General features: G+C 45.2%; 17 protein-coding genes and 2 tRNA genes. 11 read left to right on the forward strand and 8 right to left on the reverse strand.

What is annotated here, in order from left to right; all coding sequences use genetic code 11:
* Nucleotides 1-163 precede the first annotated feature (163 nt).
* Nucleotides 164-1,183 carry a PRC-barrel domain-containing protein gene (locus QUA33_RS09240; protein WP_333148279.1) on the reverse strand — a complete coding sequence of 340 codons (1,020 nt, stop codon included), beginning with the start codon at nucleotides 1,181-1,183 and terminating at the stop codon, nucleotides 164-166.
* A gap of 68 nt (nucleotides 1,184-1,251) precedes the next feature.
* Nucleotides 1,252-5,139, reverse strand: a complete 3,888-nt coding sequence (smc, locus tag QUA33_RS09245; RefSeq protein WP_333148281.1) for a chromosome segregation protein SMC — start codon at nucleotides 5,137-5,139, stop codon at nucleotides 1,252-1,254.
* Nucleotides 5,140-5,504: 365 nt separating this feature from the next.
* Between smc and murA the strand changes: the two genes are divergently transcribed.
* The 10 genes from murA to QUA33_RS09295 all read left to right on the forward strand — a co-directional run bounded on the left by murA (nucleotide 5,505) and on the right by QUA33_RS09295 (nucleotide 16,456).
* A complete protein-coding gene (gene murA, locus QUA33_RS09250) occupies nucleotides 5,505-6,923 on the forward strand; it encodes a UDP-N-acetylglucosamine 1-carboxyvinyltransferase (RefSeq protein ID WP_333148283.1) in 1,419 nt (472 codons plus the stop codon).
* A 169-nt stretch (nucleotides 6,924-7,092) separates the two neighbouring features.
* A complete protein-coding gene (locus QUA33_RS09255; RefSeq protein WP_333148285.1) occupies nucleotides 7,093-7,962 on the forward strand; it encodes a M48 family metallopeptidase in 870 nt (289 codons plus the stop codon).
* Nucleotides 7,941-8,022: transfer RNA gene (locus QUA33_RS09260), tRNA-Leu, on the forward strand. The genes QUA33_RS09255 and QUA33_RS09260 overlap by 22 nt, the downstream gene beginning before the upstream one ends.
* 205 nt (nucleotides 8,023-8,227) lie before the next feature.
* On the forward strand, nucleotides 8,228-8,446 hold the full coding sequence (locus tag QUA33_RS09265; protein WP_333148287.1) for a hypothetical protein: 219 nt from the start codon (nucleotides 8,228-8,230) through the stop codon (nucleotides 8,444-8,446).
* Between the two features lie 400 nt (nucleotides 8,447-8,846).
* On the forward strand, nucleotides 8,847-9,065 hold the full coding sequence (locus QUA33_RS09270; protein WP_333148289.1) for a hypothetical protein: 219 nt from the start codon (nucleotides 8,847-8,849) through the stop codon (nucleotides 9,063-9,065).
* Nucleotides 9,044-9,125: transfer RNA gene (locus QUA33_RS09275), tRNA-Leu, on the forward strand. Before QUA33_RS09270 ends, QUA33_RS09275 begins: the two co-directional genes overlap by 22 nt.
* 205 nt (nucleotides 9,126-9,330) lie before the next feature.
* Complete coding sequence (locus QUA33_RS09280; RefSeq protein ID WP_333148290.1) at nucleotides 9,331-12,735, forward strand: hypothetical protein; 3,405 nt, start codon at nucleotides 9,331-9,333, stop codon at nucleotides 12,733-12,735.
* 24 nt (nucleotides 12,736-12,759) lie between these two features.
* Entirely contained in the window at nucleotides 12,760-13,038 is a 279-nt protein-coding gene (locus QUA33_RS09285) for a hypothetical protein (protein ID WP_333148292.1), read from the forward strand.
* The gene (locus tag QUA33_RS09290) at nucleotides 13,031-13,906 is read left to right on the forward strand and encodes a DMT family transporter (RefSeq protein ID WP_333148294.1); all 876 of its coding nucleotides are present in this window, start codon (nucleotides 13,031-13,033) and stop codon (nucleotides 13,904-13,906) included. The genes QUA33_RS09285 and QUA33_RS09290 overlap by 8 nt, the downstream gene beginning before the upstream one ends.
* Before the next feature lie 762 nt (nucleotides 13,907-14,668).
* The gene (locus QUA33_RS09295; RefSeq protein WP_333148296.1) at nucleotides 14,669-16,456 is read left to right on the forward strand and encodes a cellulose-binding protein; all 1,788 of its coding nucleotides are present in this window, start codon (nucleotides 14,669-14,671) and stop codon (nucleotides 16,454-16,456) included.
* Between the two features lie 17 nt (nucleotides 16,457-16,473).
* Here QUA33_RS09295 and QUA33_RS09300 read toward each other — a convergent pair whose 3' ends face one another.
* The 4 genes from QUA33_RS09300 to msrA all read right to left on the reverse strand — a co-directional run bounded on the left by QUA33_RS09300 (nucleotide 16,474) and on the right by msrA (nucleotide 18,691).
* Complete coding sequence (locus tag QUA33_RS09300) at nucleotides 16,474-17,055, reverse strand: DUF948 domain-containing protein (RefSeq protein ID WP_333148298.1); 582 nt, start codon at nucleotides 17,053-17,055, stop codon at nucleotides 16,474-16,476.
* A gap of 37 nt (nucleotides 17,056-17,092) precedes the next feature.
* On the reverse strand, nucleotides 17,093-17,434 hold the full coding sequence (locus tag QUA33_RS09305; protein ID WP_006632275.1) for a YtxH domain-containing protein: 342 nt from the start codon (nucleotides 17,432-17,434) through the stop codon (nucleotides 17,093-17,095).
* Nucleotides 17,435-17,555: 121 nt separating this feature from the next.
* Nucleotides 17,556-17,861, reverse strand: coding sequence for a hypothetical protein (locus QUA33_RS09310; protein ID WP_333148300.1), 306 nt, complete (start codon nucleotides 17,859-17,861; stop codon nucleotides 17,556-17,558).
* Between the two features lie 176 nt (nucleotides 17,862-18,037).
* Complete coding sequence (msrA, locus tag QUA33_RS09315; protein ID WP_333148303.1) at nucleotides 18,038-18,691, reverse strand: peptide-methionine (S)-S-oxide reductase MsrA; 654 nt, start codon at nucleotides 18,689-18,691, stop codon at nucleotides 18,038-18,040.
* A gap of 317 nt (nucleotides 18,692-19,008) precedes the next feature.
* On the opposite strand from msrA, the gene QUA33_RS09320 reads away from it, so the two are divergent.
* Nucleotides 19,009-19,146 (forward strand): hypothetical protein, encoded by a 138-nt coding sequence (locus tag QUA33_RS09320; protein ID WP_333148305.1) that lies wholly within the window; start codon nucleotides 19,009-19,011, stop codon nucleotides 19,144-19,146.
* 123 nt (nucleotides 19,147-19,269) lie between these two features.
* Here QUA33_RS09320 and QUA33_RS09325 read toward each other — a convergent pair whose 3' ends face one another.
* Entirely contained in the window at nucleotides 19,270-20,196 is a 927-nt protein-coding gene (locus tag QUA33_RS09325) for a DUF6999 family protein (protein ID WP_333148307.1), read from the reverse strand.
* Nucleotides 20,196-22,064 (reverse strand): 3-oxoacyl-[acyl-carrier-protein] synthase III C-terminal domain-containing protein, encoded by a 1,869-nt coding sequence (locus QUA33_RS09330; RefSeq protein WP_333148308.1) that lies wholly within the window; start codon nucleotides 22,062-22,064, stop codon nucleotides 20,196-20,198. Before QUA33_RS09330 ends, QUA33_RS09325 begins: the two co-directional genes overlap by 1 nt.
* Nucleotides 22,065-22,236: the final 172 nt, after the last annotated feature.

Below are 22,236 nucleotides of genomic sequence, written 5' to 3' on the forward strand. Positions count from 1 at the left end.
TCTTAAGAATGGTGCAACATCTCAGTTTAAACTCACATTTTGCACCAATATCAGCAACGGGCTAGAAGCCCGTTCCACAAAAAATAAACTTGATTGTGGAACGGGCATCTTGCCCGTTCTTAAAAAGAGTGCAAAATATTGGTTTCAGCTAATTGAGTGATTCCTAATAACCAGGCTCCTCCTCGTACTCAGGAGTCTTAGTTTTCTCAGGGATATTCACCCGAGGAGCCTGGTAAGGCTTCGGTGCCTCATCGTCAGCCCAAGCATCAGCCTCCACATCATCTTCGTACTCCACCACCGGCTGCTTCGGGCGAGAAATCTCGGCGCGAGTGTATTGCGGCTTTTCCTCGTACTCTTCCTCCTCGTAATCGTCCTCCTCGCCGCCCCAATTATCCTCTTCGTAATCCTCGTAATCCTCGATTTGCTGCTGCTGTACCTGCACCGCGCGCATCGGCGGCTGGCGAACCGCAGGTCGATTCCACTCTAAATCCTCATCCCAAGGAACTTCCTCCACCGCAGGCGCAGCTACGCGGCTCCGCATTTCCGGTGCAGGTATCCGCACGCCTGGGCCCAATTGATTTCCCGTAGCCACGGGTTTCGGATAATAACCTGCCTCGTCCTCTTCCCGTTCCCAAGGTGCTTGGCCCAAACCGACGCGCTCCAGCAAACCCACACTAAGCTGCCTGAGCCTTTCCTCGGAACCTTCAAACACAATCAAGCGATTCGGGCCGCTGCTGACAATTTCTTCAATCCCCAACTCGTAAGTGCTGAGAACTTGGTCGGGGATTTGGGGGATTCCCAGGGAAGCGATAATTATAGAAACTAACTTACCGTCTTCGGGATCGAACCTAAAGCCCCGCACCCTACCTAAAAGTTCGCCGGTTTCGGTAATAACTTCGCTGTTAATCAAAATGCTGTAGACTTCAACATCAACATCATCTTCGATCGCGCTCTCATCTTCCACCAACAGCACGTCGCCGATTTCGCTGACATTGCTGAGGAACATAAACTTCGGCATTCCAGCGACCGCAAATATATTATCACGCAGACCGATCGCCACAACTTCCCGCCGGTCAATGTCCACCCACAATTGACTAACCACCCCCAAGCGTTTACCTCTGTCGCGGGTGATGACCTGAGTGCCTAGAATATCGGAGCGTTGGCAGATTTGTTCGGATGTCATTCTAACTTTAATCCTGATTTATTAAGTACATATATCACTCAACACGAGCGTTAACATAAACTCCGGGACTACAACTTCAGCCCTATGACTTGAGTATAAGCTCCCCGTGCTTGAGTAACGCCAATTGTACGCTCAGCCGATTGAATCATAGGTCGCCGCAAACTCACAACAATAAACTGGGCTTGTTCAGACTGTCGTTTTATCATTCTAGCTAATCGCTCCACATTTGCCCCATCCAGAAACATATCCACTTCATCAAAAGCGTAAAACGTAGACGGGCGGTAGCGTTGCAGCGCAAAAATAAAACTCAGCGCTGTCAATGATTTTTCGCCTCCAGACATGGAAGCCAGCCGCTGTACGGGTTTGCCCTTCGGGTGAGCGACCAAATTCAAGCCACTGCTGAAGGGGTCTTCCTGGTCATCTAGCTGGAGATAGCCATCGCCTTCGGAAAGTTCCGCAAAGATAGTCTGGAAGTTCTCGTTAACCGCGTCGAAAGCTTCTTTAAAAGCGCGCCGCCTGAGTGTGGTAAAATTTTCGATTCTCAACAGCAGTTCAGTGCGTTCTCCTTCCAATGTGGTCAATTTTTGACTCAATTCTTGAAGGCGTTCTTGAGTGCGGTTGTACTCTTCCAAGGCTAGCATATTGACTGGTTCTAAAGCTTGAATGCGTTTGGCGATCGCCTTTACTTCTTGCTGCAATTCCGTCAAATTGGCTTTCTCAACATTTTCAGGAATCGACGGCACGGGATCGGGCATTTCCGCCCGCTGCGCTTCCAAGAGAGTGCGGACTGCGGCCAATTGTTCCCGGCGTTCTTGCTGGGTTTCGTGAAGTTTTTGCAACTGCCACTGTAACTGTTGTTTGGCTAAATGCTTCTCTCGCAGTTGAGATTCTGCCCGATCGCGATCTCCCTTCTGCACGCCCAATTTTTCCTCAATTTCCCCCAAAGCCGCCTTAGCTTCCGCAATTTGCCGGTCGAGTTCTAACTGCTGCGAAACAATGCGATCGAGTGCATCCGCCCCCGCATTTTGCTGCACTTGCCATTCCTGCAATTTCTCGCTGCCTTCCTTAATTTTGTCTTCCAAACGCCCGAATTGATTTTCCAAGTCTACAAGGCGCTGCTGGACGTTTCTCAGAGCCAATTCTCGCTCTTGCAGTTGCGCTTCCAGAGCGCGCAAACCCGATTGCATTTGCTGCCATTCGCTGTGACTGTTCGACTCTTCCAACTGCGCCAAAGTTTGCCGGTACTGCTGCAATTGAGTTTCCTGTGCAGGCAATTCTCGTTCCAGCAACTGCAATCTCGATCGCGAATTAGTTAATTCCTGTGTATTTTTGGCAATTTGCGATCGCACTTGTTCCTGTTGCGCTTGCAAATTCTTAATTTCTGAATCCAACTGTTCCAGACGCAACTGATTTTCGCGCAAATTTTGTTTCGCTTCCATCAATTCTTGGCTGCGAGTTTTGACTGCAACAGAAGCGCGATCGATCGCAATTTTGCACCGTTCCAAAATCCGCTCAATTTCCTCCAACCTTTCTTGCAGAGATGCGATCGTCCGGGCTTCACTAGCAGCCTCACTAGCCTCAACCGTGCCAAAATGCAAGGTAGATCTGTTCGTAGAACTACCCCCAGTCATCGCCCCGCTAGTTTCCAAAATTTCCCCGTCCAAAGTGACAATCCGGTACTGTCCCAAATAGCGGCGAGCGTCGCTGAGGTTGCTAAACACAACCGTACTGCCAAAAACGTAAGCAAAAATTTCCTGATACCGCGAATCGCAGTCAATCAAATTAACAGCCGCATCCACAAACCCTGCCGCGCGCCGCAAATTTTCATTCACCGAATACCTGCCGCCCCTAATCTTATTCAAAGGCAAAAACGTCATCCTTCCCGCCCGTTTTTGTTTCAACAATTCGATCGCAGCAGCAGCCACGCTGTCATCTTCCACCACCATATTTCCCATTCGCCCGCCCGCCGCAATTTCCAGCGCCAACTGATAGCGTGGTTCCACCCGACCCAGTTGAGCCACCAAGCCGCAAACTCCGCCAATTCCGCTTTGCGCGACAATTTTTGCAGTAAACGTTCCCGTCGCTTCTTGCAAAGCTTGAAACTGCACTTCTAGCTTGTCTAATTTGCGCTGTCTTTCCCGCTGTTCTTCCAACAAACGAGTTTGAGTTTCCTGTTGCAGTTGCAATTCTTGTTCGGCTTCGACTAAAATCTGATTCAGGGATTCTACTTGCAAAGATGCCACGCCTTTGGTTTCCACAAGGCGAGATTGCTGCTCTTTTTTCGCTGCAATTTCCTGTTCCAATACTTGCAGCGATTGGTTTTGTTCTTGAATTTGACTTTGCAGGCGATCGGCTCTTTCGCCAATGGTAGCTTGTTCTGTACGCTGCGGTTCCAAAGTTTGTTGAATTGTTTCGATTTGGCGGTGCAGTTCCGTTTGCTGCTGTACCCAAACTTCTGCCGTCGAGGCGATCGCACTTGCAACTTCTCGACTTTCATCTAAACTTTGCTGGGCTGCATCCCGCTGTTCCTGCAAACTTCCTATTTGAGACTTAACATAAGATATTTCAATCTCAATTTGCTCCAAACTTTGCTTAAATTGTCGAACTTCCTGCTCGGTTTGTGCTATATTAGCCGCCATTTGCCCAGCAGTTGTTTCCAAATCCTGTTTGCGGTTTTGCAGTTGCCGCCGTTCCGCTTCCTGAGTAGCAATCGTCGCTTGCAAAGCCAACAATTCCGACTCTCCCAAAGCTTTAACGCGGGCATTCAGCGCGTCAAGTTCGGCGGTTGCTTCTTGAATTTGGGTGCTAATTGCTTGCAGTTGTTCGGTGAGAGATGCCGAAGTGCGATCGCCCGCTTCGATTTGTTCGCGCAGTTTCCATTCTTGCTTTTGCAACTGGCGGAATTTCAGCACAATTTCCCATTGCGACTTTTCTTGAAATTCCGCCCGCAATTTTTGATATTTTTCCGCTTTTGTGCGATCGGAAGCCAGTCTATCGCGCTGAGAAATCAGCTCTTTTTCCACAATTCTGCTGCGTTCTTCCACCTCCTTAACTTCATCCAACTTCTGCCTAGCTAAGGAGATTTTGCGATCGAACTGAGCCACACCAGCTAATTCGTCAATGATTTCTCTGCGTTCCTTAGAATTCATCGAAATAATGCTGGTAACGTCTCCTTGCAGCACGACGTTATAGCCTTCGGGATAAATTCGCAAGCGGTTGAGTTGTTCGTGAAGTTGAGTCAGCGTACAAGGTTGACCGTTAATGTAATAAGTTGAAGTGTAAGTACCTTGGCGAGTTACCCGAAGTTTGCGCGTTACACTCCACTCATCCGATTTTGGATTTTGGATTTTGGATTTTTTATTACTAGCGAGTAGTTGTCCGTTGTTGTCTTGAGTTGCTGCGATTTCAATCTCTTCTACGTCTTCAACAGATAACTCGTCCGATTTTCGATTTTCGATTTTTGATTTTCGATTGACAGGAGATGATTTGCCGTTGTTGTCTTGAGTTTCGGCAGTTTCTATCCCTTCGGCTTCTTCAACAGATAGAGGCGATTCTTGATGGACAGGAGATGATTGTCCGTTGTCTTGAGTTTCGGCAATTTCTATCCCTTCGACTTCCTCTGCTGCAACAGATAACTCATCTGCTGCATTTTCATCCTCATCTTCATCCTGGGCGAACCATTCCTCTCCCACATCTTCCAGGGCAAAGGTAGCAGTCACGCTAGCTTCGATCGTACCGCGTTTGTTTTGGGCGCTGTTGACCAAATCCGGCAAACGTTCAGCCCGCATTCCCTTAGAACTCGAAAGTCCGAGACAAAACAGCAAAGCGTCGAGGATGTTGGACTTCCCAGAACCGTTGGGCCCGGAAACCACAGTAAAACCGGGCAGCACGGGAATGGCCGTCGTGCCGCCAAAAGATTTAAAGTTAGTCAGTTCGATCCGTTTAATGTGAACCATATGCTAGGAGTAGCTTTGGCTCTAGGTTGTTGTCACAGGGTAGCACAGGCAATGGGGCGATCGACAATGTGTAAACTTTCTGGCATTGTCGATCGAACCGATATCTTACACCTTTGTCAACAACAGAGTCAGCTTTTACTTAAAAAGTTCATTGACAAAGGTACAACATCTGTGATTTTAGCGATCGCTACAAATGAACGTAAATTTTGATACAGATAAGTTCATGAGACTCGATCGACATTATTTGTGCGATTAAACCTGAAAGCCTTGTCCCTAGTGAATTCCAGCAAATAAAATTCCCGGAATTCCTCATGTTACCCCTAGACATATAAAAACTTTCCGGTAAAATCGAACCAAAATTAATAATGTATAAAGTAACGAAGCGCATTATGGAGGGCAAACCCATTACACCAGCTCAGAACTCATCTAACGTGCCAGCTTCACCTGAAAGCGACCAACAAGTATTGCAAATTTGGGGTCGCCAGCCCCTTAAAGGACACGTCAAAATCAGCGGCGCCAAAAACTCGGCTTTAGTCGTGATGGCAGGAGCCCTGCTATGCCCAGAGGATTGCCGTCTCCGCAACGTTCCCGGTCTAGTCGATGTCGCCCGCATGGGGCAAATACTCTCGGCTGTAGGAGTCAAATTACAGCAGAACGGGGACGTTTTAGACATCAACGCCAGCAACCTCATAGACGCTCAAGCCCCCTACGAATTAGTCAGCCAACTGCGGGCGAGCTTCTTCATCATCGGCCCACTGCTAGCGCGTTTGGGATTTGCCAAAGTGCCCTTGCCCGGTGGGTGTGCCATCGGCGCGCGACCCGTTGAACTCCACGTTCGCGGTCTCCAAGCCCTCGGTGCCGAAGTCCACATCGACCACGGCACGGTTCACGCTTACGTCAAAGGGCCGAACCGCCGCCTGAAAGGAGCCAAAATTTATTTGGACTACCCCAGCGTTGGCGCAACTGAAACTTTAATGATGGCGGCGACTCTGGCTGAAGGAGAAACCGTGATTGAAAATGCGGCTCAAGAGCCGGAAGTCGCAGATTTGGCGAATTTCTGCCGCGCCATGGGAGCAAAAATTCAAGGCGCCGGCACGAATACGATCGTCATTTCGGGAGTTCCCAAGCTGCACGCGGTAGACTATTCAATTATTCCCGATCGCATTGAAGCCGGGACATTTTTAGTAGCCGGAGCCATCACTCACTCGGAAATCAGTTTGTCGCCGGTAATTCCCGACCACCTGACCGCAGTCATTGCCAAATTGCAGACAATTGGCGCGAAAATTATTGCAGAATCCCCCGACATTTTGCGGATAGTTCCCGGCCAAACTCACTCGGCCACCGACATCGAAACTCTGCCTTATCCCGGTTTCCCCACAGATATGCAAGCTCAGTTTATGGCTTTGCTGACACTGAGCGAAGGCGACAGCTTGATCAAAGAAACTGTGTTTGAGAATCGCTTGCGCCACGTAGCAGAGCTCAACCGCATGGGCGCGGACATTCGCCTGAAAGGCAATGTAGCGATTGTGCGCGGAGTGTCGCGGCTGTCGGGTGCGCCGGTAGTGGCAACAGATTTGCGGGCTTCGGCGGCGTTAGTGTTAGCGGGACTTGCAGCCGATGGTGTCACCACCATCAGCAGCTTGCAGCACTTAGACCGCGGCTACGAGCAGTTAGAGGTGAAACTGCAAAAATTGGGAGCTAAGTTGCGGCGCGTCAAAGAGGGTACAGACCCGGCGACTGCTGAGGCTCCTGTCAATCCCGTGCGATCGGGTTTAAACTGTTAGTTAGTAGTTAGTGGTTATTTGTTATGAGTTGTCGGTTATTTGCGGTGCCCTGAGCGTAGTCGAAGGGTTATCGGTTATTGGTTATGAAAACTAACAAATAACAAATAACAAATAACAAATAACAAATAACCACTGACAACTAACAACTAACAACTGACAACTGACTAAAATGTCGAACATACCGCTCATCGGTTTGAAAGCAGACCAGTTTCGCCACCCGCTAGACTTGGAAGCCACCAACACGCTCAAACAACTGCCCGGCCTGGATTTGATGGTGCGGCAGTTGCTCGGACAACTGGGCGAACAGTTTTTTATGCTGGAAAATCTGGCTTCCAGCGTCCAAGTCGGCGAAAATCAATTGCCCCACCTGCATCAATTGCTGTTGGATGCCTGCAAAACTCTGGATTTGGAACCGCCGCAGCTTTATGTCCGCCAGCATCCGATGCCAAATGCTTACACCTTTGCGATGCGGGGAAAACAGCCTTTTGTGGTGATGCACACTTCTCTGATTGATTTGCTCACAGACGAGGAAGTTAAGGCAGTAATTGCTCACGAGTTGGGGCATTTGAAGTGCGAGCACGGAGTTTACTTGACTCTGGCTAATTTAATTGTGTTGGCCGCCGGCCAAATTTCGCCTGTGGGAGCCGTACTCGCGCAGGGTTTGCAGGCGCAAATGTTGGAATGGTTGCGGTGTGCAGAATTTACGTGCGATCGCGCCGCCTTGCTCGCCACTCAAGACCCAAGAGTGGTAGCATCGCTGTTGATGAAACTGGCCGGAGGTTCGCCGACTTTAGCTCCGAAACTGAATGTCGATGCGTTTTTGGCGCAGGCGCGGGCCTACGACGACCTCAGCAGCACTCAACTGGGAGAAATGCTCAAACAAGCTCAAACGGCTCAGTTGTCCCATCCTGTACCAGTATTGCGCGCCAGAGAGATCGATCGCTGGGCAAGTTCAAAAGATTATGAATCTTTGCTTGCAGGAAATCGATCGGTGTGTTATGATGGTGAAACCCAAAAGGGCGGGTGGCGAAATTGGTAGACGCATCAGACTCAAAATCTGACACCGAAAGGTATGAGAGTTCGATTCTCTCCCCGCCCACTGCTAAAAAAGCTAGTGATGTCTTAATAAAGAACTCTGTGATAGGTAGCCCAGTAGCTCCAAGTGCATATCTCATCACTTGATATCCCCCTTGCTGGTGGCTGTGGTTGCTAGTCGAGTCTTTTCCCAACTTCAGTTGAAATAACTCATGAGCAACCGCACTATTACTTTCATCTGCTTTTTTATGTAATAAAAACAGAAAGAGATGAGTAATGAGGCAAGCAATATACCTTCTGTGGATTTAGCTATGGTTCCAGGCACAGTTTATCTCCAAGATTGTGTCTGGAATCAGTTAAGTAAACTGTATACTCTTGATTTAGCCACAGGTAAAGCAACATTCATCGGTGAGATCATTACAGAAGTTTATGATATTGCCTTTGTTGATTCACAACTCTATGGCAGGGAGCGAGTACGAGTTCGATAAAATGCTCGTTGCTGCTGATTTCGCACCACTGAAAGATGAGAAAGATGTATCCGCTCAATAATTCGGGGCAGACTACCCACTCAGGAACGATTTTGCGTCATTTGAGGTGCATCGTTGAGCGATTTACCCCGGATTATTGAGCGGATACAGAAAGATGTTGCGTTTTATTACGAAAAGAAAAATTATCTACCCCTCTAGATAGACTAATAGTCATTCCTGGAGCTGTAAAACTTGCGACCAATACTAGCAGATGCTGAGTTTATCAGCACTAAGTTGATCGGCACTAAGGGAAATACCGTCATCAGCAACCTCGATTATGATTTCTTAACAGTTTTGCACCACAAGTCTAATAGCATATATCCCATTAAGTGATTACCAAAAACTTAATGTAGATGCGTTTTTGGCGCAGGCGCGAGCCTACGGCGACCTCAGCAGCATTGAACTCGGAGATATGCTCAAACAAGCTCAGACAGCTCAGTTGTCCTATCCTGTACCAGTATTGCGCGCCAGAGAGATCGATCGCTGGACAAGTTTAAAAGATTATGAATCTTTGCTTGCAGGAAATCGATCGGTCGGTTATTATCGTGAAAACCAAAAGGGCGGGTGGCGAAATTGGTAGACGCATCAGACTCAAAATCTGACACCGAAAGGTATGAGAGTTCGATTCTCTCCCCGCCCACTGCGAGGCAAGTTAGGGATGTCTTAATAAAGCGCTTTGTGCTAAATAGCCAAGCAGCTCCAACTGCATCTATCATCACTTTATCTCGCACTCGCTGGTGGCTGTCGTTGCTAGCCGAGTATTTTCCCAAAATCAGTTGAAATAACTGATGACCAACCGCACTGTTACTTTCATCTGCTTTTTTATGTAATAAAAACAGAAAGAGATGAGTAATGAGGCAAGCAATATACCTTCTGTGGATTTAGCTATGGTTCCAGGCACAGTTTATCTCCAAGATTGTGTCTGGAATCAGTTAAGTAAACTGTATACTCTTGATTTAGCCACAGGTAAAGCAACATTCATCGGTGAGATCATTACAGAAGTTTATGATATTGCCTTTGTTGATTCACAGCTCTATGGCATCGATCGAGAAGGCGACACAACGCAGCTCGTAAAAATTGACATCAAAACGGGCGATACGGCTGTCATTGGGGATACGGGTTTTGCTACAGCCGGCTTGGCTTATAATGCCCAAAGTCAAACCCTTTATGCCACCACAGCTAAACAACTCATTGCCCTCGATCTCAAAACAGGAAAAGGTACACCAGTAGCTACCGTAGCTAATAAAGACTACAACTGTGGTGAAGTTGCCTTTGATAGCAATGGCATAGCATATATCACATTAATTGGTTACGAAAAGAAGAAATTACTTGCTAGATGCAACCTCAATACTAGCGAAGTTAAAACTATTGGTGATACCGGATTTCCTGGTATTGGCAGTATGGAATTTGTTGGCAATGTCCTTTATGGCGTTACTGGCAGATTTTTTAACTTGGGAAAAGACGGTCAACTAATCCGCATTAATACCAAGACAGGTAAAGGCACATTAGTGGCTCAAACCAAGCCTAGCGGTCGTTGGGCAGGAATTGCGGTTTATCAACCAGCAGCAGAAGTGAGCGCAACCGTCACTTCACAAGTTAACCCTGAAACTACACAAGCTCCACAAACAACTACTACAACGGGTGACGAAACTATGAAACTGTTAACGATTGATACCAAAGAAAACTGTTACGTTATCAATACCGCTCAGATGAATAGCTTGCAACAAAATGTTGCTAAGTCTCTGACATTAGACAAAGGAACTTTTGACATCCAAATTACCAGTGGTAGCTACAGTTATAGTGCCGACAATACCGTCGCTGAGCCTTTTGTCTTTCTCTGGATTTATGGACTTGATGACAGTACCTTTATCAACACAAAGACAGGTGTGGAGACAGGTGCAACTTGGGCAACTTTAAACGGCTATAACGACAAATTGCAGTTAGACATCAAAGAAAAAGCTGTAGTCTGTGCTTTATTCTTTGATACCTATAGTGGTGATAATCAAGGACAAGTCACTGTTTCAATCACTGGAAATCAACAGTTTAGTACCCAAACTTTAACCGTTGATAGCAAGGAAAACTGCTATTCGCTGGATGGCAATTATCTCTCAACTCTTAAAAAAGCCAATGCTAATTCTATCGAGTTAGCCCCAGGGAACTATCGCGTCAAGATTCGGGAAAGCACTGCCACTTATGGAGCAGAAGCCAAAAATTTCCAATTAGAGCCTTGGGCGTTACTGTTGCTTCAAGGAGGAAAATTTATCTCCAAGTTGACAGGAATTGAACTTAGCGAAAGTTGGTGTTCCTTAAATGGCTTCAAAGATGACGTTATTTTTGAAGTCAAACAAAAAACTACCCTCTCCGGCTTCTTTTTTGATACATACATAGAAGATAACGAAGGGCAAGTTGTTTTAGAAATCAACAACATCAGTGATGAAGAAGTAGAGCGAGAAAAGGCAGAGTCATCAGTACAACCTGGTAGGGGCAGCAGTGAAAGCAGTGTTAGTGTAGTGGGTGGTGGTAGCACAACTAGCTCTGGTAGCACAACTAGCTCTGGTAGCACAACTAGCTCTGGTGGTACAACTAGCTCTGGTGGTACAACTAGCTCTGGTGGTACAATTAGCTCTGGTGGTACAATTAGCTCTGGTGGTACAATTAGCTCTGGTGGTACAATTAGCTCTGGTGGTACAATTAGCTCTGGTGGTACAATTAGCCCGGGTTCTGAAAATATCAATATTGGCAGTGGATTTGGGTTCACTTTTGACCAAGATCAGATGGAACAAATGTGGCAGCAAATGGCAGCCCAAATCAATACTTCCATCACAGTAACAGGTGACCCGAACGAGAAAAAAGAAGCTTATTGGGACAATTTGGAAAAATGGCTGCTTAAAGGCTATCAAACTCAAGCTAAAGACTTAGCGATGAAGGTAGCACGGCTGGAGTTTATGCTTAAAACTCTTACCCAACAAATGGAAGTTAGTTTTAATCAGAATTTCCACAATTGGTCGGGATACTTCAACAAAAATCTCAACGACTTATTTATTTCCCGAATTCCCCGCATTGTTAGCGAGCAGGTTAATTTAAGAATCTCTGAACAAACCCAAGAGATTAAAAGCTTAGTGCTGCAACAAATGCAAACCGAACTCAATGAGCGTGTTGAGGCCGTCGTTAATCTCAAAGTGGCTAATCAGACTCAAGAAGTTAAGAACCTCGTAGTTCAGCAAATGCAAACTGAACTTGAGCAACGGATTGAGAATGTAGTTAACATCAAAGTTGCCAATCAGTCTACAGAGATTAATACCCAGGTAATTAATCAAATATCGACTGATATTGATGAGCGCATTAGTAACTCCGTTAATGTCCAAATCGCCAATCAATCTCAAGAGATCACTAATCAGGTAATTCAGCAAGTCCAACATACTATTGATGAGCGTGTTGAGAATGTGGTGAGCATCAAGATTTCCGATCAAACCCAGAATGTGAAGAATCTGGTGATTCAGCAAATGCAAACTTACATCGATCAACGCATCGATAATGTCGTGAACCTGAAAGTGTCTAATCTATCTCACGATATTAACACTCAAATTGTTCAGCAAATTCAACACGACATAGATCAGCGGATTAATGCGGTAGTTAATCTCAAACTTGCTGACCAAAGCCAAAACATTAAAAATCTGGTCATTCAGCAGATTGAATCTAACATTGATGCTCGCATCAATACGGTTGTTAATCAATCTAGCACTAGCAACGTGCAGTTAGTGACTAATAATATTGTCAACGATCTTGACAATCGCATTAATGTTAGCTTGGATAACAAGATTCTCAACTTCCGTAATGATGTATCTACGATCGTCAAAAATGAGCTGAACCAAAACTTCACGCAGAACATCAAAAATACGATTTTTGCAGAATTGAAACAGCAACAATTCTACCTAGATATGAACTTGATCAAGTCAGAAGTTGAGAACTTCTACTCTAATCTTGCACAGTTTGAGAATCAGTTCTATTTACGCATTGAACAAGGGGACACTCAACTGTATAACTGGACGCTGGAACAACTTATTGCTCTCCAAGGTTGCTTAACAGATCGTCAGGCGTTAGTCGATATGTTTGAATCTTTCGCCACTAAACTCAAAGACGAATTAGATAATGCTGAATGCGTTCGTCCCGATCGTTTTGGTTCTTGGGTAAGAACAGATATGCGGTCACAATTTCAACCTAGCCAATCTCCGCAATTACCACCACGTTAATCAGTAGGTAGAAATATATCTTGGGTGTCCGAAGAAAGGAAGGAAGAAATCCCAAACTGCAAGCGAATTGCTTCCTTCCTCTATTCGGACATGATGGTATTGATTTATCTTCACCGCCCATTGCTAAAAAAGCTTAATAAATCTAGGGTTCCAGGTAGGCTACCGGGAACCCTAATTTATATGGCATGGGGAATCGGGCATGGGGAATTGGGAATTGGGCATGGGGAATTGGTAACAACAGTCAACAGTCAACAGTCAACAGTCAACAGTCAACAGTCAACAGTCAACAAATTTTATGGGTGAAATCGCCGCTTTAGGCGCTGCATTTGTCTGGGCTCTATCTTCCACCATCTGGCAGCGAGTGGGACAGCAAATCCCCGCAGTGGTGCTAAACTTGCTCAAAGGCGCGATCGCCCTGTTCATGCTCCTTGCCACTGTAGTAATTTTAGGTAAACCCTTACCCGCAATCAACCCTAATATTTTAGCAATGCTGCTCATCAGCGGCGGCCTAGGAATTGGCATCGGAGACACCGCTTTCTTTATCGTATTAAAATATTTAGGCGCGAGGCGAACGCTGCTTTTAGAAACCCTATCTCCCCCTTTAACAGCTTTATTTGGCTTAATATTTTTGCAAGAAAAGTTATCGGCCATTGCTTGTACTGGCATTCTTTTAACAATCTGCGGCGTAGCGTGGGTAATTGCAGAACGAACAGCGGAAACAACCTTACCATCAAAACATCTTTGGCAAGGATTAGCCATTAGTTTATTAGGACAAACAACCCACGCCGCTGGAGCAATTTTATCCCGCGCCGCCTTCACTCAAATAGATATCGATCCCCTGTGGACGGCGGCCTTGCGTTTGAGCGGCGGTATGGCAGTCATGCTATGCTTTTTGAGCCCAAAAAACCTTGATAGTTTCAAACAATTAAAAGCGCCAAAACTATTAGGTGCAATAATTATAGCAGCTTTTTTAGGAACCTATCTCGGAATTTTCCTACAACAGACTTCCCTGAAATATGCACCCGCAGCAATCGCTCAAACACTCAGTTCTACCAGTCCCCTCTTTATACTGCCTTTAGCGGTGTTGGCGGGCGAAAAAGTGAGCATTCGGGCTGTTTTGGGGGTAGTTGCTGCGATCGGCGGAATCGCCTTATTATTGGGTTTGAAGTGATGATATTTTACACAGAAGTGTTGCGTGTCGATAAACACTCAAAAATAGGCTCTTGCGTACTTAGTGTGATTAAATATTAGTTTAAGTAGCCACAAACTAAACTACGTCTTAACTAACTGAAAAAACGCATGAATTTAAGTTAAATATTGCTAAAAAATCTTGCCCCGCAAGAATTTGGGGCATCTTTTGATAAAAATTAGCATACTAAGTAGGGCTTGCTGAATAAGCGATCGCACTTTACGTGGCTAGGGTAAGCTCATCAAATTTGGTAGGAATTGTACTTGACATACAAGAACCGAGCATGGTAAAGGAGAGAAACCTATCTAAAAACACAATCTCTAAGAAACATCATTGTGTCTCAAGCAAAAAATTAAACGGACATCTATAAACAACGATTATATGATTTAAGTTCTCAGATCTTTTTTCATAGACTCTACATTAGATGACTCTGATTCCTTATGTCAAACCTAATTGAGATGCTCTTACCCTGGTACAGTATCAATTGATATTAACATTCGACTAGAATTCCCCTCAACTTCAAAAACTCCGAAAAAAGAAGATTTGGATAAAGAGGATTAGATTGGCGATCGCACTTGAGGACAGAAAGGGCGATCGCGCCTCCACTGAGAGAGAAAAATGTTAATAAATGTTAATAATCTTATAGCTGATAGTTTGAGAAGGAGCTTTTTGATAACATATAAAAATTAAAACTGCCTCACCCACTTCGATTTTACCTAAAACAATCCAATTTTAGTCAAATTTATGTTTCGATTAAGTATCAGCTCGAACAAAAAAGCTCTGGGCTTTGTGCTGGGTTTATTAATTTTTGTCATTTTTATTCCCGGATGTTGGGGTTTAACAACTAATATTGCTCCCACAGCAGCACGGCAAGTAGATAACAAAGTAGCTGTGCGTGCAGATGTACAAAATACATCAAATTCTCGCTCTTCTTTAGGAGTTGGGCTTAATGGCATTGCTGACTACTCCACACAATTACCATTTTTAGATGCTTTCAAATCTTCTAGAAGATGGATAACTCAATGCGTCAGCGGACAACCAAACTGTAAAGGTGAATGGGATACAGAGGAGTATAATCTTTTAAATCTTGATGCAAATGGGTGGGTAAAGTCTCTTCCATCCCCCGAAGATGCTCCTAAATATACTAGGGTAAGTACCCTATTACTTAGGGAAATCCCCAATCGCTATCCTTCAGGGCAATATATTGTTACCTATGAGGGTGAAGGTGCGATCGAATATAGCTTGGATGCCAAAAAAGATGAGGCTGCGTCGAAACCTGGGAGGGATATCATTAATGTCGATGCCACACAAGGCGGAGGCATAATGATTATAATTACTGCTACCGATCCAAATAAAACAGGGAACTATATCCGCAATATTAAAGTTGTTCACTCTCAAGATGAACAGCTTTATCAAAGGGGTGAAATATTTAATCCGTTGTTTATAGACAAGATTAAAAAGTTTAGAGTCTTGCGTTTTATGGACTGGATGGGGACAAATGGTTCGGAACAAAAAGACTGGTCTAACCGACCTAAACCTGAGAGTATATCCTATGCTTACAGAGGAAATGTTCCCATAGAAGTTATGGTGAAGTTAGCTAACAAAGTCCAAGCAGATCCCTGGTTTAATATGCCACATCAGGCTACGGATGAATACATGACTAACTTTGCTAAAATGGTCAAAGATAGTTTAGATCCGAAGCTGAAAGTTAATGTAGAGTATTCTAATGAGGTTTGGAATTGGTCATTTCCACAATCGAATTATGCTTTGAAACAAGGTAAAGCGAGGTGGGGAGATAAAGGCGATGCTTTTATGCAATGGCATGGAATGCGTAGCGCTCAAATGTGCGATATCTGGAAAGGCGTCTTTGGGGAGCAAAAGAATCGAGTTGTTTGCGTGTTGGGAACTCAAAGAGCTTGGAGAGAGTTAGGAAATTATGCTTTAGATTGTCCCTATTGGGTAGCTGAGGGCAATAAACCTTGTTATCAACACGGCATAGATGCCTATGCAATAGGGGGATATTTTAGTGGAAACTTGGGCGGGAAAGAAAGTGTCAGCAAAGTACAATCTTGGTTGAATGACGCCGATGGCGGGTTTGGCAAAGCTTTTAAGCAATTAAAAGATGGCGGGTTACTGCCGGGGTTCAAAGATAGTTTGTCTGATGTGGATAATGACTTTAAGTATTTCTTAGATGTGGCTAAAAAAAAAGGTCTTAAGTTATTTGTTTACGAGGGGGGTCAACATATTGTAGGTATTGAAGGAGTTCAGGATAACGAAAAACTGACCAAGTTTTTTATGGAATTAAATAGGCGTCCAGAAATGTATGATATGTACACCCAATTACTGAATAGTTGGAAACAAGCTGGAGGCAGTCTTTTTATGCACTTTGTGGATGTGAGTTCATTTAGTAAGTGGGGAAGTTGGGGGGCTTTGGAGTATGTGGAACAAAAGGGTTCGCCTAAGTATGATGCTTTGATGGATTTTATTGATAAGAATCCTTGCTGGTGGGATGGCTGTGCTCTGGAGGGATGATGAGGAATTGGGTGCAATCAAGGATCGTTCGATCGCACTTCCTCAAACTCTTCAGCATCCCCCGGCAAACCCGAACCCTCGCTACTCCTCAACCGGGGCGATTCCCCATTACTCGCACCCGCACCGTAAACCCCAGAATACCTATCCTCCAAACCCGAATCCCTTAGCGAAAGCGCAGTTCTTTGACTCGGCGACAATCTCTCTGTTGACCTGCGATTTGTCCCAGAAATCGCCGGCTTCCGAGTTAAAGTTTTCCACGCAGCCTTAATCCCAGTCACCACGCTGCGAGTAGTTACCTGCACGTTTTGCGCCTGCTTTTTGGCGCTACCAATACTTCGATCGACCTGTTTGACAACCTCCCCCGCACTTTGTACTCCCTCGCTGACATCATCCGTCAACTCGCTAATTTCCAGCCCCGTCAACCGAATCGCCTCCAAAGTGGGCGGAAATTCGCGAGAAAGCGTGTCAGCGAGCTTTTCCACGCTGCGGGCCGCCCGTGCCAGCGCTTGCACCGCAGGTATTAAAGTCACTAAAACAGCAGTCAGGCTAACTGCCACTAGCAAAATCGAAAGTCCTAGCCAAAATATGGGATCGCTCACTGGAATCTGGGATTGGGGGTTGAGAATTTCATGCCATTTAGCGGATGGGAGGGCGCGACGGGGGACTCACTTCAGCTTCAGCTTCCGACAGGGTTTGGCGTTCCCGCTGAGTCGCTTCCAAACCTGCCGCGATCGCCTCTTTGAGTCTAATCAAAGTTTCGTCCCAATTCCGGATGGCAGTTTCAGAAAGTCGATCGGCCTGCAACTGCACGCTAGTCGATAAATCTTCCGCCAACTCCGGCAAAGCATCTGCCGATTTTTTCAATATCTGCCGCGTCTCCTTGCCCGGTCGCGGTGCTATCAGCAAGCCAGTCACGGCCCCGATCGCAGAACCCACAAGCAAACCGCCAATAAATAATCCTGAACGTTTAGTTGACATTTGTATAACTTCTCTCCATACACCAATTTTAGGCACGTTTGCCCGATCGCAGCCCTTTACAAAGGTAGAAATATTGTTGAAAATCCTACTGAGTCAGCACGGGCGGCAATTTTAGGATAGCTTACCTCAAACGTCGATCGCGCCTGGACCAAAGCATCCGTCCCAAACCCAGCAATCCCAAAAGTTGCTGAACCTGTTGCAGTTGCAATTCCAGTTGTTGATAACGTAGTCGCAGTTGGCGGGTACCTTGCTGCCTTTTACCAAGGAAATCCGGCGACATACTGAGGACATTGCTGCTACAGCGTTCGATTGCTGCGATCCGAATTTCCAAACGTGCGATCGTCCGCCGAATTTTCCACACCTTCGCAGCGATATAAAAACAGACCACAGATATTAGTAGATTGATAATTACAACAGCACTCAGCATTTATTACCCATTTTCAAATACTACTAAGATATTCCGCTTTTTGTTGCGGACTAGGAGCAACTGCCTACCCGATATATTGTAGGGAGACAACATTGTTGTGTCCTGATATATGTTTTAAGGACACAACAATGTTTTGTCCTGAACTATGTGTCCCTATCCCTAAGCTGTGTCAAGTTTTAAGCTTGAGACATAGCAGGCAAACAAACTTTTGTACCGCCCAAACCGCAATAACCGTTCGGGTTTTTAGCAAGATACTGCTGATGATAGCTTTCTGCGTAATAAAACTCAGGAGCATCAATAATTTCAGTCGTAATCTTGCCGTAACCGGCCTCCGTCAAAGCCTGCTGGTAAGCATCGCGCGAAGCTTCAGCTAGCTGCTTTTGGCTGGCTGAATACGTGTAAATTCCCGATCGGTACTGAGTACCAGAATCATTGCCCTGACGCATTCCTTGAGTAGGATTGTGACTTTCCCAAAAAACTTTGAGCAGCGTTTCGTAACTAATTACTTTGGGATCGAACACAACCATAACTACTTCATTATGTCCCGTCATCCCGCTGCAAACTTCGTTGTAAGTAGGATTCGGAGTAATCCCGGCCGCGTAGCCAACAGCAGTCGAAAAAACTCCATTTTGCTGCCAAAATTTGCGTTCTGCTCCCCAAAAACAGCCCAGACCAAACAAGGCAGTCTCCATGCCGTTTGGAAAGGGAGGTTTGAGCGGATTGCCGTTAACAAAGTGAGTTGCCGGTACCGACATCGACTCTGCCCGTCCCGGTAATGCCTCTTGGGGAGAGGGCATGCTCGACTTTTTGCCAAATCCAAATAGCACCATAAGTTTGTGAGGGGATCTCTGATAAACGTCTTTACCTTACTTAATAATATCAGATGTATACTGAAAATAGCGGCCCTCTTAAAGGTAGAAGGTAAAAACCAGAAGGCAGATTTTTTTTACGGAAGGTTTTTGGTGATACTGCTCACTGCCAACGCAGTTTTAAATCACCTTATCCAGTGTTCTCTGTCACCAAAACATACCTAAAATATCACCTTTTGTTGAGGTAAAAATCACGCGGATTTTAGGCGAAACATCCGATTATTAAAAGTATGGTGTTGTAGTAGTTATTCAATACCATTTATTGGGAGTGTGTAGAAATGGCCGCTAAACCTTGCAGTCAACCTTTAAAATCTAATCCTTTTATTACTTACCGCGACCCAATTACAGGCAAGTGGATTGTGGTAAATCAGACTTTGCCCAAAGCAGCAGAACAAGCACAGCTAGCAGCAGCTTGAGTTCTGATATTAATTTTTGACCTAAAAATTAACCATTCTTTCAAACTTCAGGACTTACGCAAAAAGTTATTGGACGCGCTACTTATATTCGTAAGGTGCTTACGTTACACATACCTAAGCACCTTACTTTGAAACATTTCTCATCTCTTTTTGCAGTTCCAAATACCGATAAAGATATTCCGAAACTATCCCATGCAAAAACAAGTCGCGTGCCGCGTTAAACGGACTGTTTGGGGCTAGGGGATGGCGATTGACAATTACATGATTCCAGTCGCAATTTCCGGTAATCTCGCTGACGTACACTCCGAAGTTTTCATCTAACTGAAGCGACATCACTGCTCGCGCAAATTCGTCGCTAGTCAAACACAAAGAATAAAAAACTTTAAACAATTCGATCGCCGATTCTAAATCCAGAATTTTTAGCCATCTGCGTTTTTCAAAATCTATGGCAACTTCTACTGGTTGAATACTATCATAATTTATTCCCCGTTTTTTGACCACTTGCAACCAGTTAGGATTTGTCAGCATGGCCTGGTTGTAATCCCAGACAAAGTTATAGAGAATTAAGTCGTGTTCGAGAAACGCATTGTCCGCTAAATCGTTCACAGTGCGCGGATAAAGCTTTGACTTTTCTATCTCGGTGTCGGGGCCGTTGTCAATCAAGAAGTTGATAATGTTGGAGCCGATGCAGATGTGTCGGACAATTAAATAACAAGCTTCTGGCGAGACAAAGTTATTTAGGAAAAATGCAGCCGATTTGTGCATTAAAGTGTAAGCGCGGAATTGAAATGGCAACAGGCGCTTTGTTGTCATAATTACCGCCAGCAACAAGTTAGCAATTACTTTGATCGGAATCAGCAAATAACTGCGAGTCCAGTTTTGCAAATCCCGGATCATGTAAGCTTTTGCCACTAAATCCACGGGAATAGATCGATCGCAAAACAGCACGTCCCAAACATTGGGATCTCGGCGGTTGTAAGGTTTGGTAGCGTAAGGGATTTTTCGCTCATCTGGGAGATTTTCGGTATCTTGTTTTTGCAGCTTTTGCATTAACGAATTTCCTCCAATTGCAGCAAATATAAACGAGCAGTGACGCGAGCGGTTTTGACAATGCGGCGGGCAATATCATCTGTCATCCATTCGGCATTAATCAAATTTTCCAGTTTGGCTAAATGCGACTCGTCATTAGCTCCGTGATACGCTAAAAACGATACTTGTTCGTCTTGCAAACCGAGACTTTCTTTAATTTGTTTTGCCCACTTTCCCGCCAATTGATTGCCCAATCCTTCGATAATAAACATACTGCCAATTAAATCGACCGGATTTTCCCGCGATGCTTGGTGGAAGATAAAAGCTGATAGTGCTTCGCTGCCAATATTCTTATCATATTCCACAATTTTTGCCAATTCACCGCCCACAGAAACATAATTTTGTTCTAGCATTTGATAGTCGCGGTGTTCGTCTTGGGCATGGCCGATAAAAGTCGATCGCAGGCGAAAGTCACTCATGTTAGAAGCAGCGCGAGCAATCCAGCGAGCTCCCTCTACAACTTGTGGCCGGAGATTGCACAGCAAAGCTTGATAATCTTTTATTGTAAACTCTCCACGGTACAATTTGCGGACAATAGGAACGGAACGAATTTCGCGCTCAAACTTCAGCCAAATCCATGCTAACTCCCGCAACAAATAAGCTTGCGGAGAGTTGGGGTGTGCCGGTTTCACACTTTCGAGAGGCGAAGCTTCGGGAACCTCATGAAAGTTAGAAACTTGAGAACTCATAGGCTTATGGGTATTTTCCACAGCAGTTAACATAATATATGCCGTTGTAAAGCGGCCGCTTTCCGGCACGAAACAAAAGATTTTCTGTCCAGCCTGCAATTTGCCCGAATTGAACAATTCCTCTAACATTAAATAAATCGCGGCACAACCTGTATTTCCCCGACTGTATAAGTTGGTAAACCATTTTTCTTCAGGAATCATGCAGCCTGCTTGTGCCAGAAGTTCTACAATTTGTCCCCGGAAAAAGTGAGACGAATAGTGGCACAGCAGCCAGTCGATTTCCTGCGGACAAACTCTCCCGGCTTTAATCAACCGCAGCCAACCTTCAACACCTAATTTCATTACATTGTCCAGCAAGCGAATATTTTGCCGCAAGTCAAAAGCTCCCGCTGTGGCTGCATCGAGGTAGGAGGAATAATCCAACCAGCTTTTAGTTGATGTTTCGTTTGCTAATCCTGAATACATACAAACAGGATAGGCGTTGGCGTGGGAAATTAGCTCAATCCATTCTATTTTTAAACTAATTCCCCTGGAGTTAGGATGGTTTTGCAGCAACAATGCTCCGGCACCGTCGGAGAGCATCCAGCGCAGAAATTCTGTATCGAAAGGCAGGCATTTTCCCGCTTGCACCGAAGTCTCTGCTTCAAATTTGGTGTTTTTAAACAGGCGCGAGGGAAATTCGGAAGCGACGGCAATGGCGGTTTGTTTTTTGCCGAGTTCGATTTGAGAGGCGGCGTAATTTAAAGCACTAACTCCGGCACAGCAAACTCCTTGAGTTGACACTATTTCTAGGGGAGATAATTCGGAAAGTTCCCCGTGTACTGTGCTGGCAAATCCCGGTACTAATAAGTCTGGTAAAGTGGTAGCGCAGGCCAATAAGTCGATCGCCCCTGGTTCCAGATTTGACTGAGAAATCGCGTCACGGACGGCAAACGCTGCCATTTGGCTGTTAGAATATAGTGTTTGCTGCTGTTTGTCGATCGCGTAGTAGCGCTGTTGAATGCCGTTGCTGTTGAGAATCCGCTGCCTGAGTCTCGAAGGGCGCGAGGCAATTTTGCCGAGATATTCTTCCATCTCATCATTATTAATTGGTTCTCCCGGCAAAAATTTTCCCATCCGATTGATATAAGCACTGTACATGGCGTACACCTCTAAAGTTGCTAATTTACTCGGGTTCGTTCGTTTGTTAAATCAAGCCAGAAAATATCTAAAATTGATAATGCTTTGTGAAGCAGTGAACTTGCAAGGAGCAAGCAGCTATCTTGTAGAGTCGCCGGAAATCAGGCAAGTTGAGCAACAGCGGCAACAAGTA

This window comes from Microcoleus sp. Pol14D4 (genome assembly GCF_036701245.1).
In the GTDB taxonomy this organism is placed as follows: domain Bacteria; phylum Cyanobacteriota; class Cyanobacteriia; order Cyanobacteriales; family Microcoleaceae; genus Microcoleus.

Excerpts from the sequence above, each read along its gene's own strand:
- QUA33_RS09240 (WP_333148279.1), bottom strand. The coding sequence starts at position 1,183 with ATGACATCCGAACAAATCTGCCAACGCTCCGATATTCTAGGCACTCAG.
- smc (WP_333148281.1), bottom strand. The coding sequence starts at position 5,139 with ATGGTTCACATTAAACGGATCGAACTGACTAACTTTAAATCTTTTGGC.
- murA (WP_333148283.1), top strand. The coding sequence starts at position 5,505 with ATGTATAAAGTAACGAAGCGCATTATGGAGGGCAAACCCATTACACCA.
- QUA33_RS09255 (WP_333148285.1), top strand. The coding sequence starts at position 7,093 with ATGTCGAACATACCGCTCATCGGTTTGAAAGCAGACCAGTTTCGCCAC.
- QUA33_RS09265 (WP_333148287.1), top strand. The coding sequence starts at position 8,228 with ATGAGTAATGAGGCAAGCAATATACCTTCTGTGGATTTAGCTATGGTT.
- QUA33_RS09280 (WP_333148290.1), top strand. The coding sequence starts at position 9,331 with ATGAGTAATGAGGCAAGCAATATACCTTCTGTGGATTTAGCTATGGTT.
- QUA33_RS09290 (WP_333148294.1), top strand. The coding sequence starts at position 13,031 with ATGGGTGAAATCGCCGCTTTAGGCGCTGCATTTGTCTGGGCTCTATCT.
- QUA33_RS09295 (WP_333148296.1), top strand. The coding sequence starts at position 14,669 with ATGTTTCGATTAAGTATCAGCTCGAACAAAAAAGCTCTGGGCTTTGTG.
- QUA33_RS09305 (WP_006632275.1), bottom strand. The coding sequence starts at position 17,434 with ATGTCAACTAAACGTTCAGGATTATTTATTGGCGGTTTGCTTGTGGGT.
- QUA33_RS09310 (WP_333148300.1), bottom strand. The coding sequence starts at position 17,861 with ATGCTGAGTGCTGTTGTAATTATCAATCTACTAATATCTGTGGTCTGT.
- msrA (WP_333148303.1), bottom strand. The coding sequence starts at position 18,691 with ATGGTGCTATTTGGATTTGGCAAAAAGTCGAGCATGCCCTCTCCCCAA.
- QUA33_RS09320 (WP_333148305.1), top strand. The coding sequence starts at position 19,009 with ATGGCCGCTAAACCTTGCAGTCAACCTTTAAAATCTAATCCTTTTATT.
- QUA33_RS09325 (WP_333148307.1), bottom strand. The coding sequence starts at position 20,196 with ATGCAAAAGCTGCAAAAACAAGATACCGAAAATCTCCCAGATGAGCGA.
- QUA33_RS09330 (WP_333148308.1), bottom strand. The coding sequence starts at position 22,064 with ATGTACAGTGCTTATATCAATCGGATGGGAAAATTTTTGCCGGGAGAA.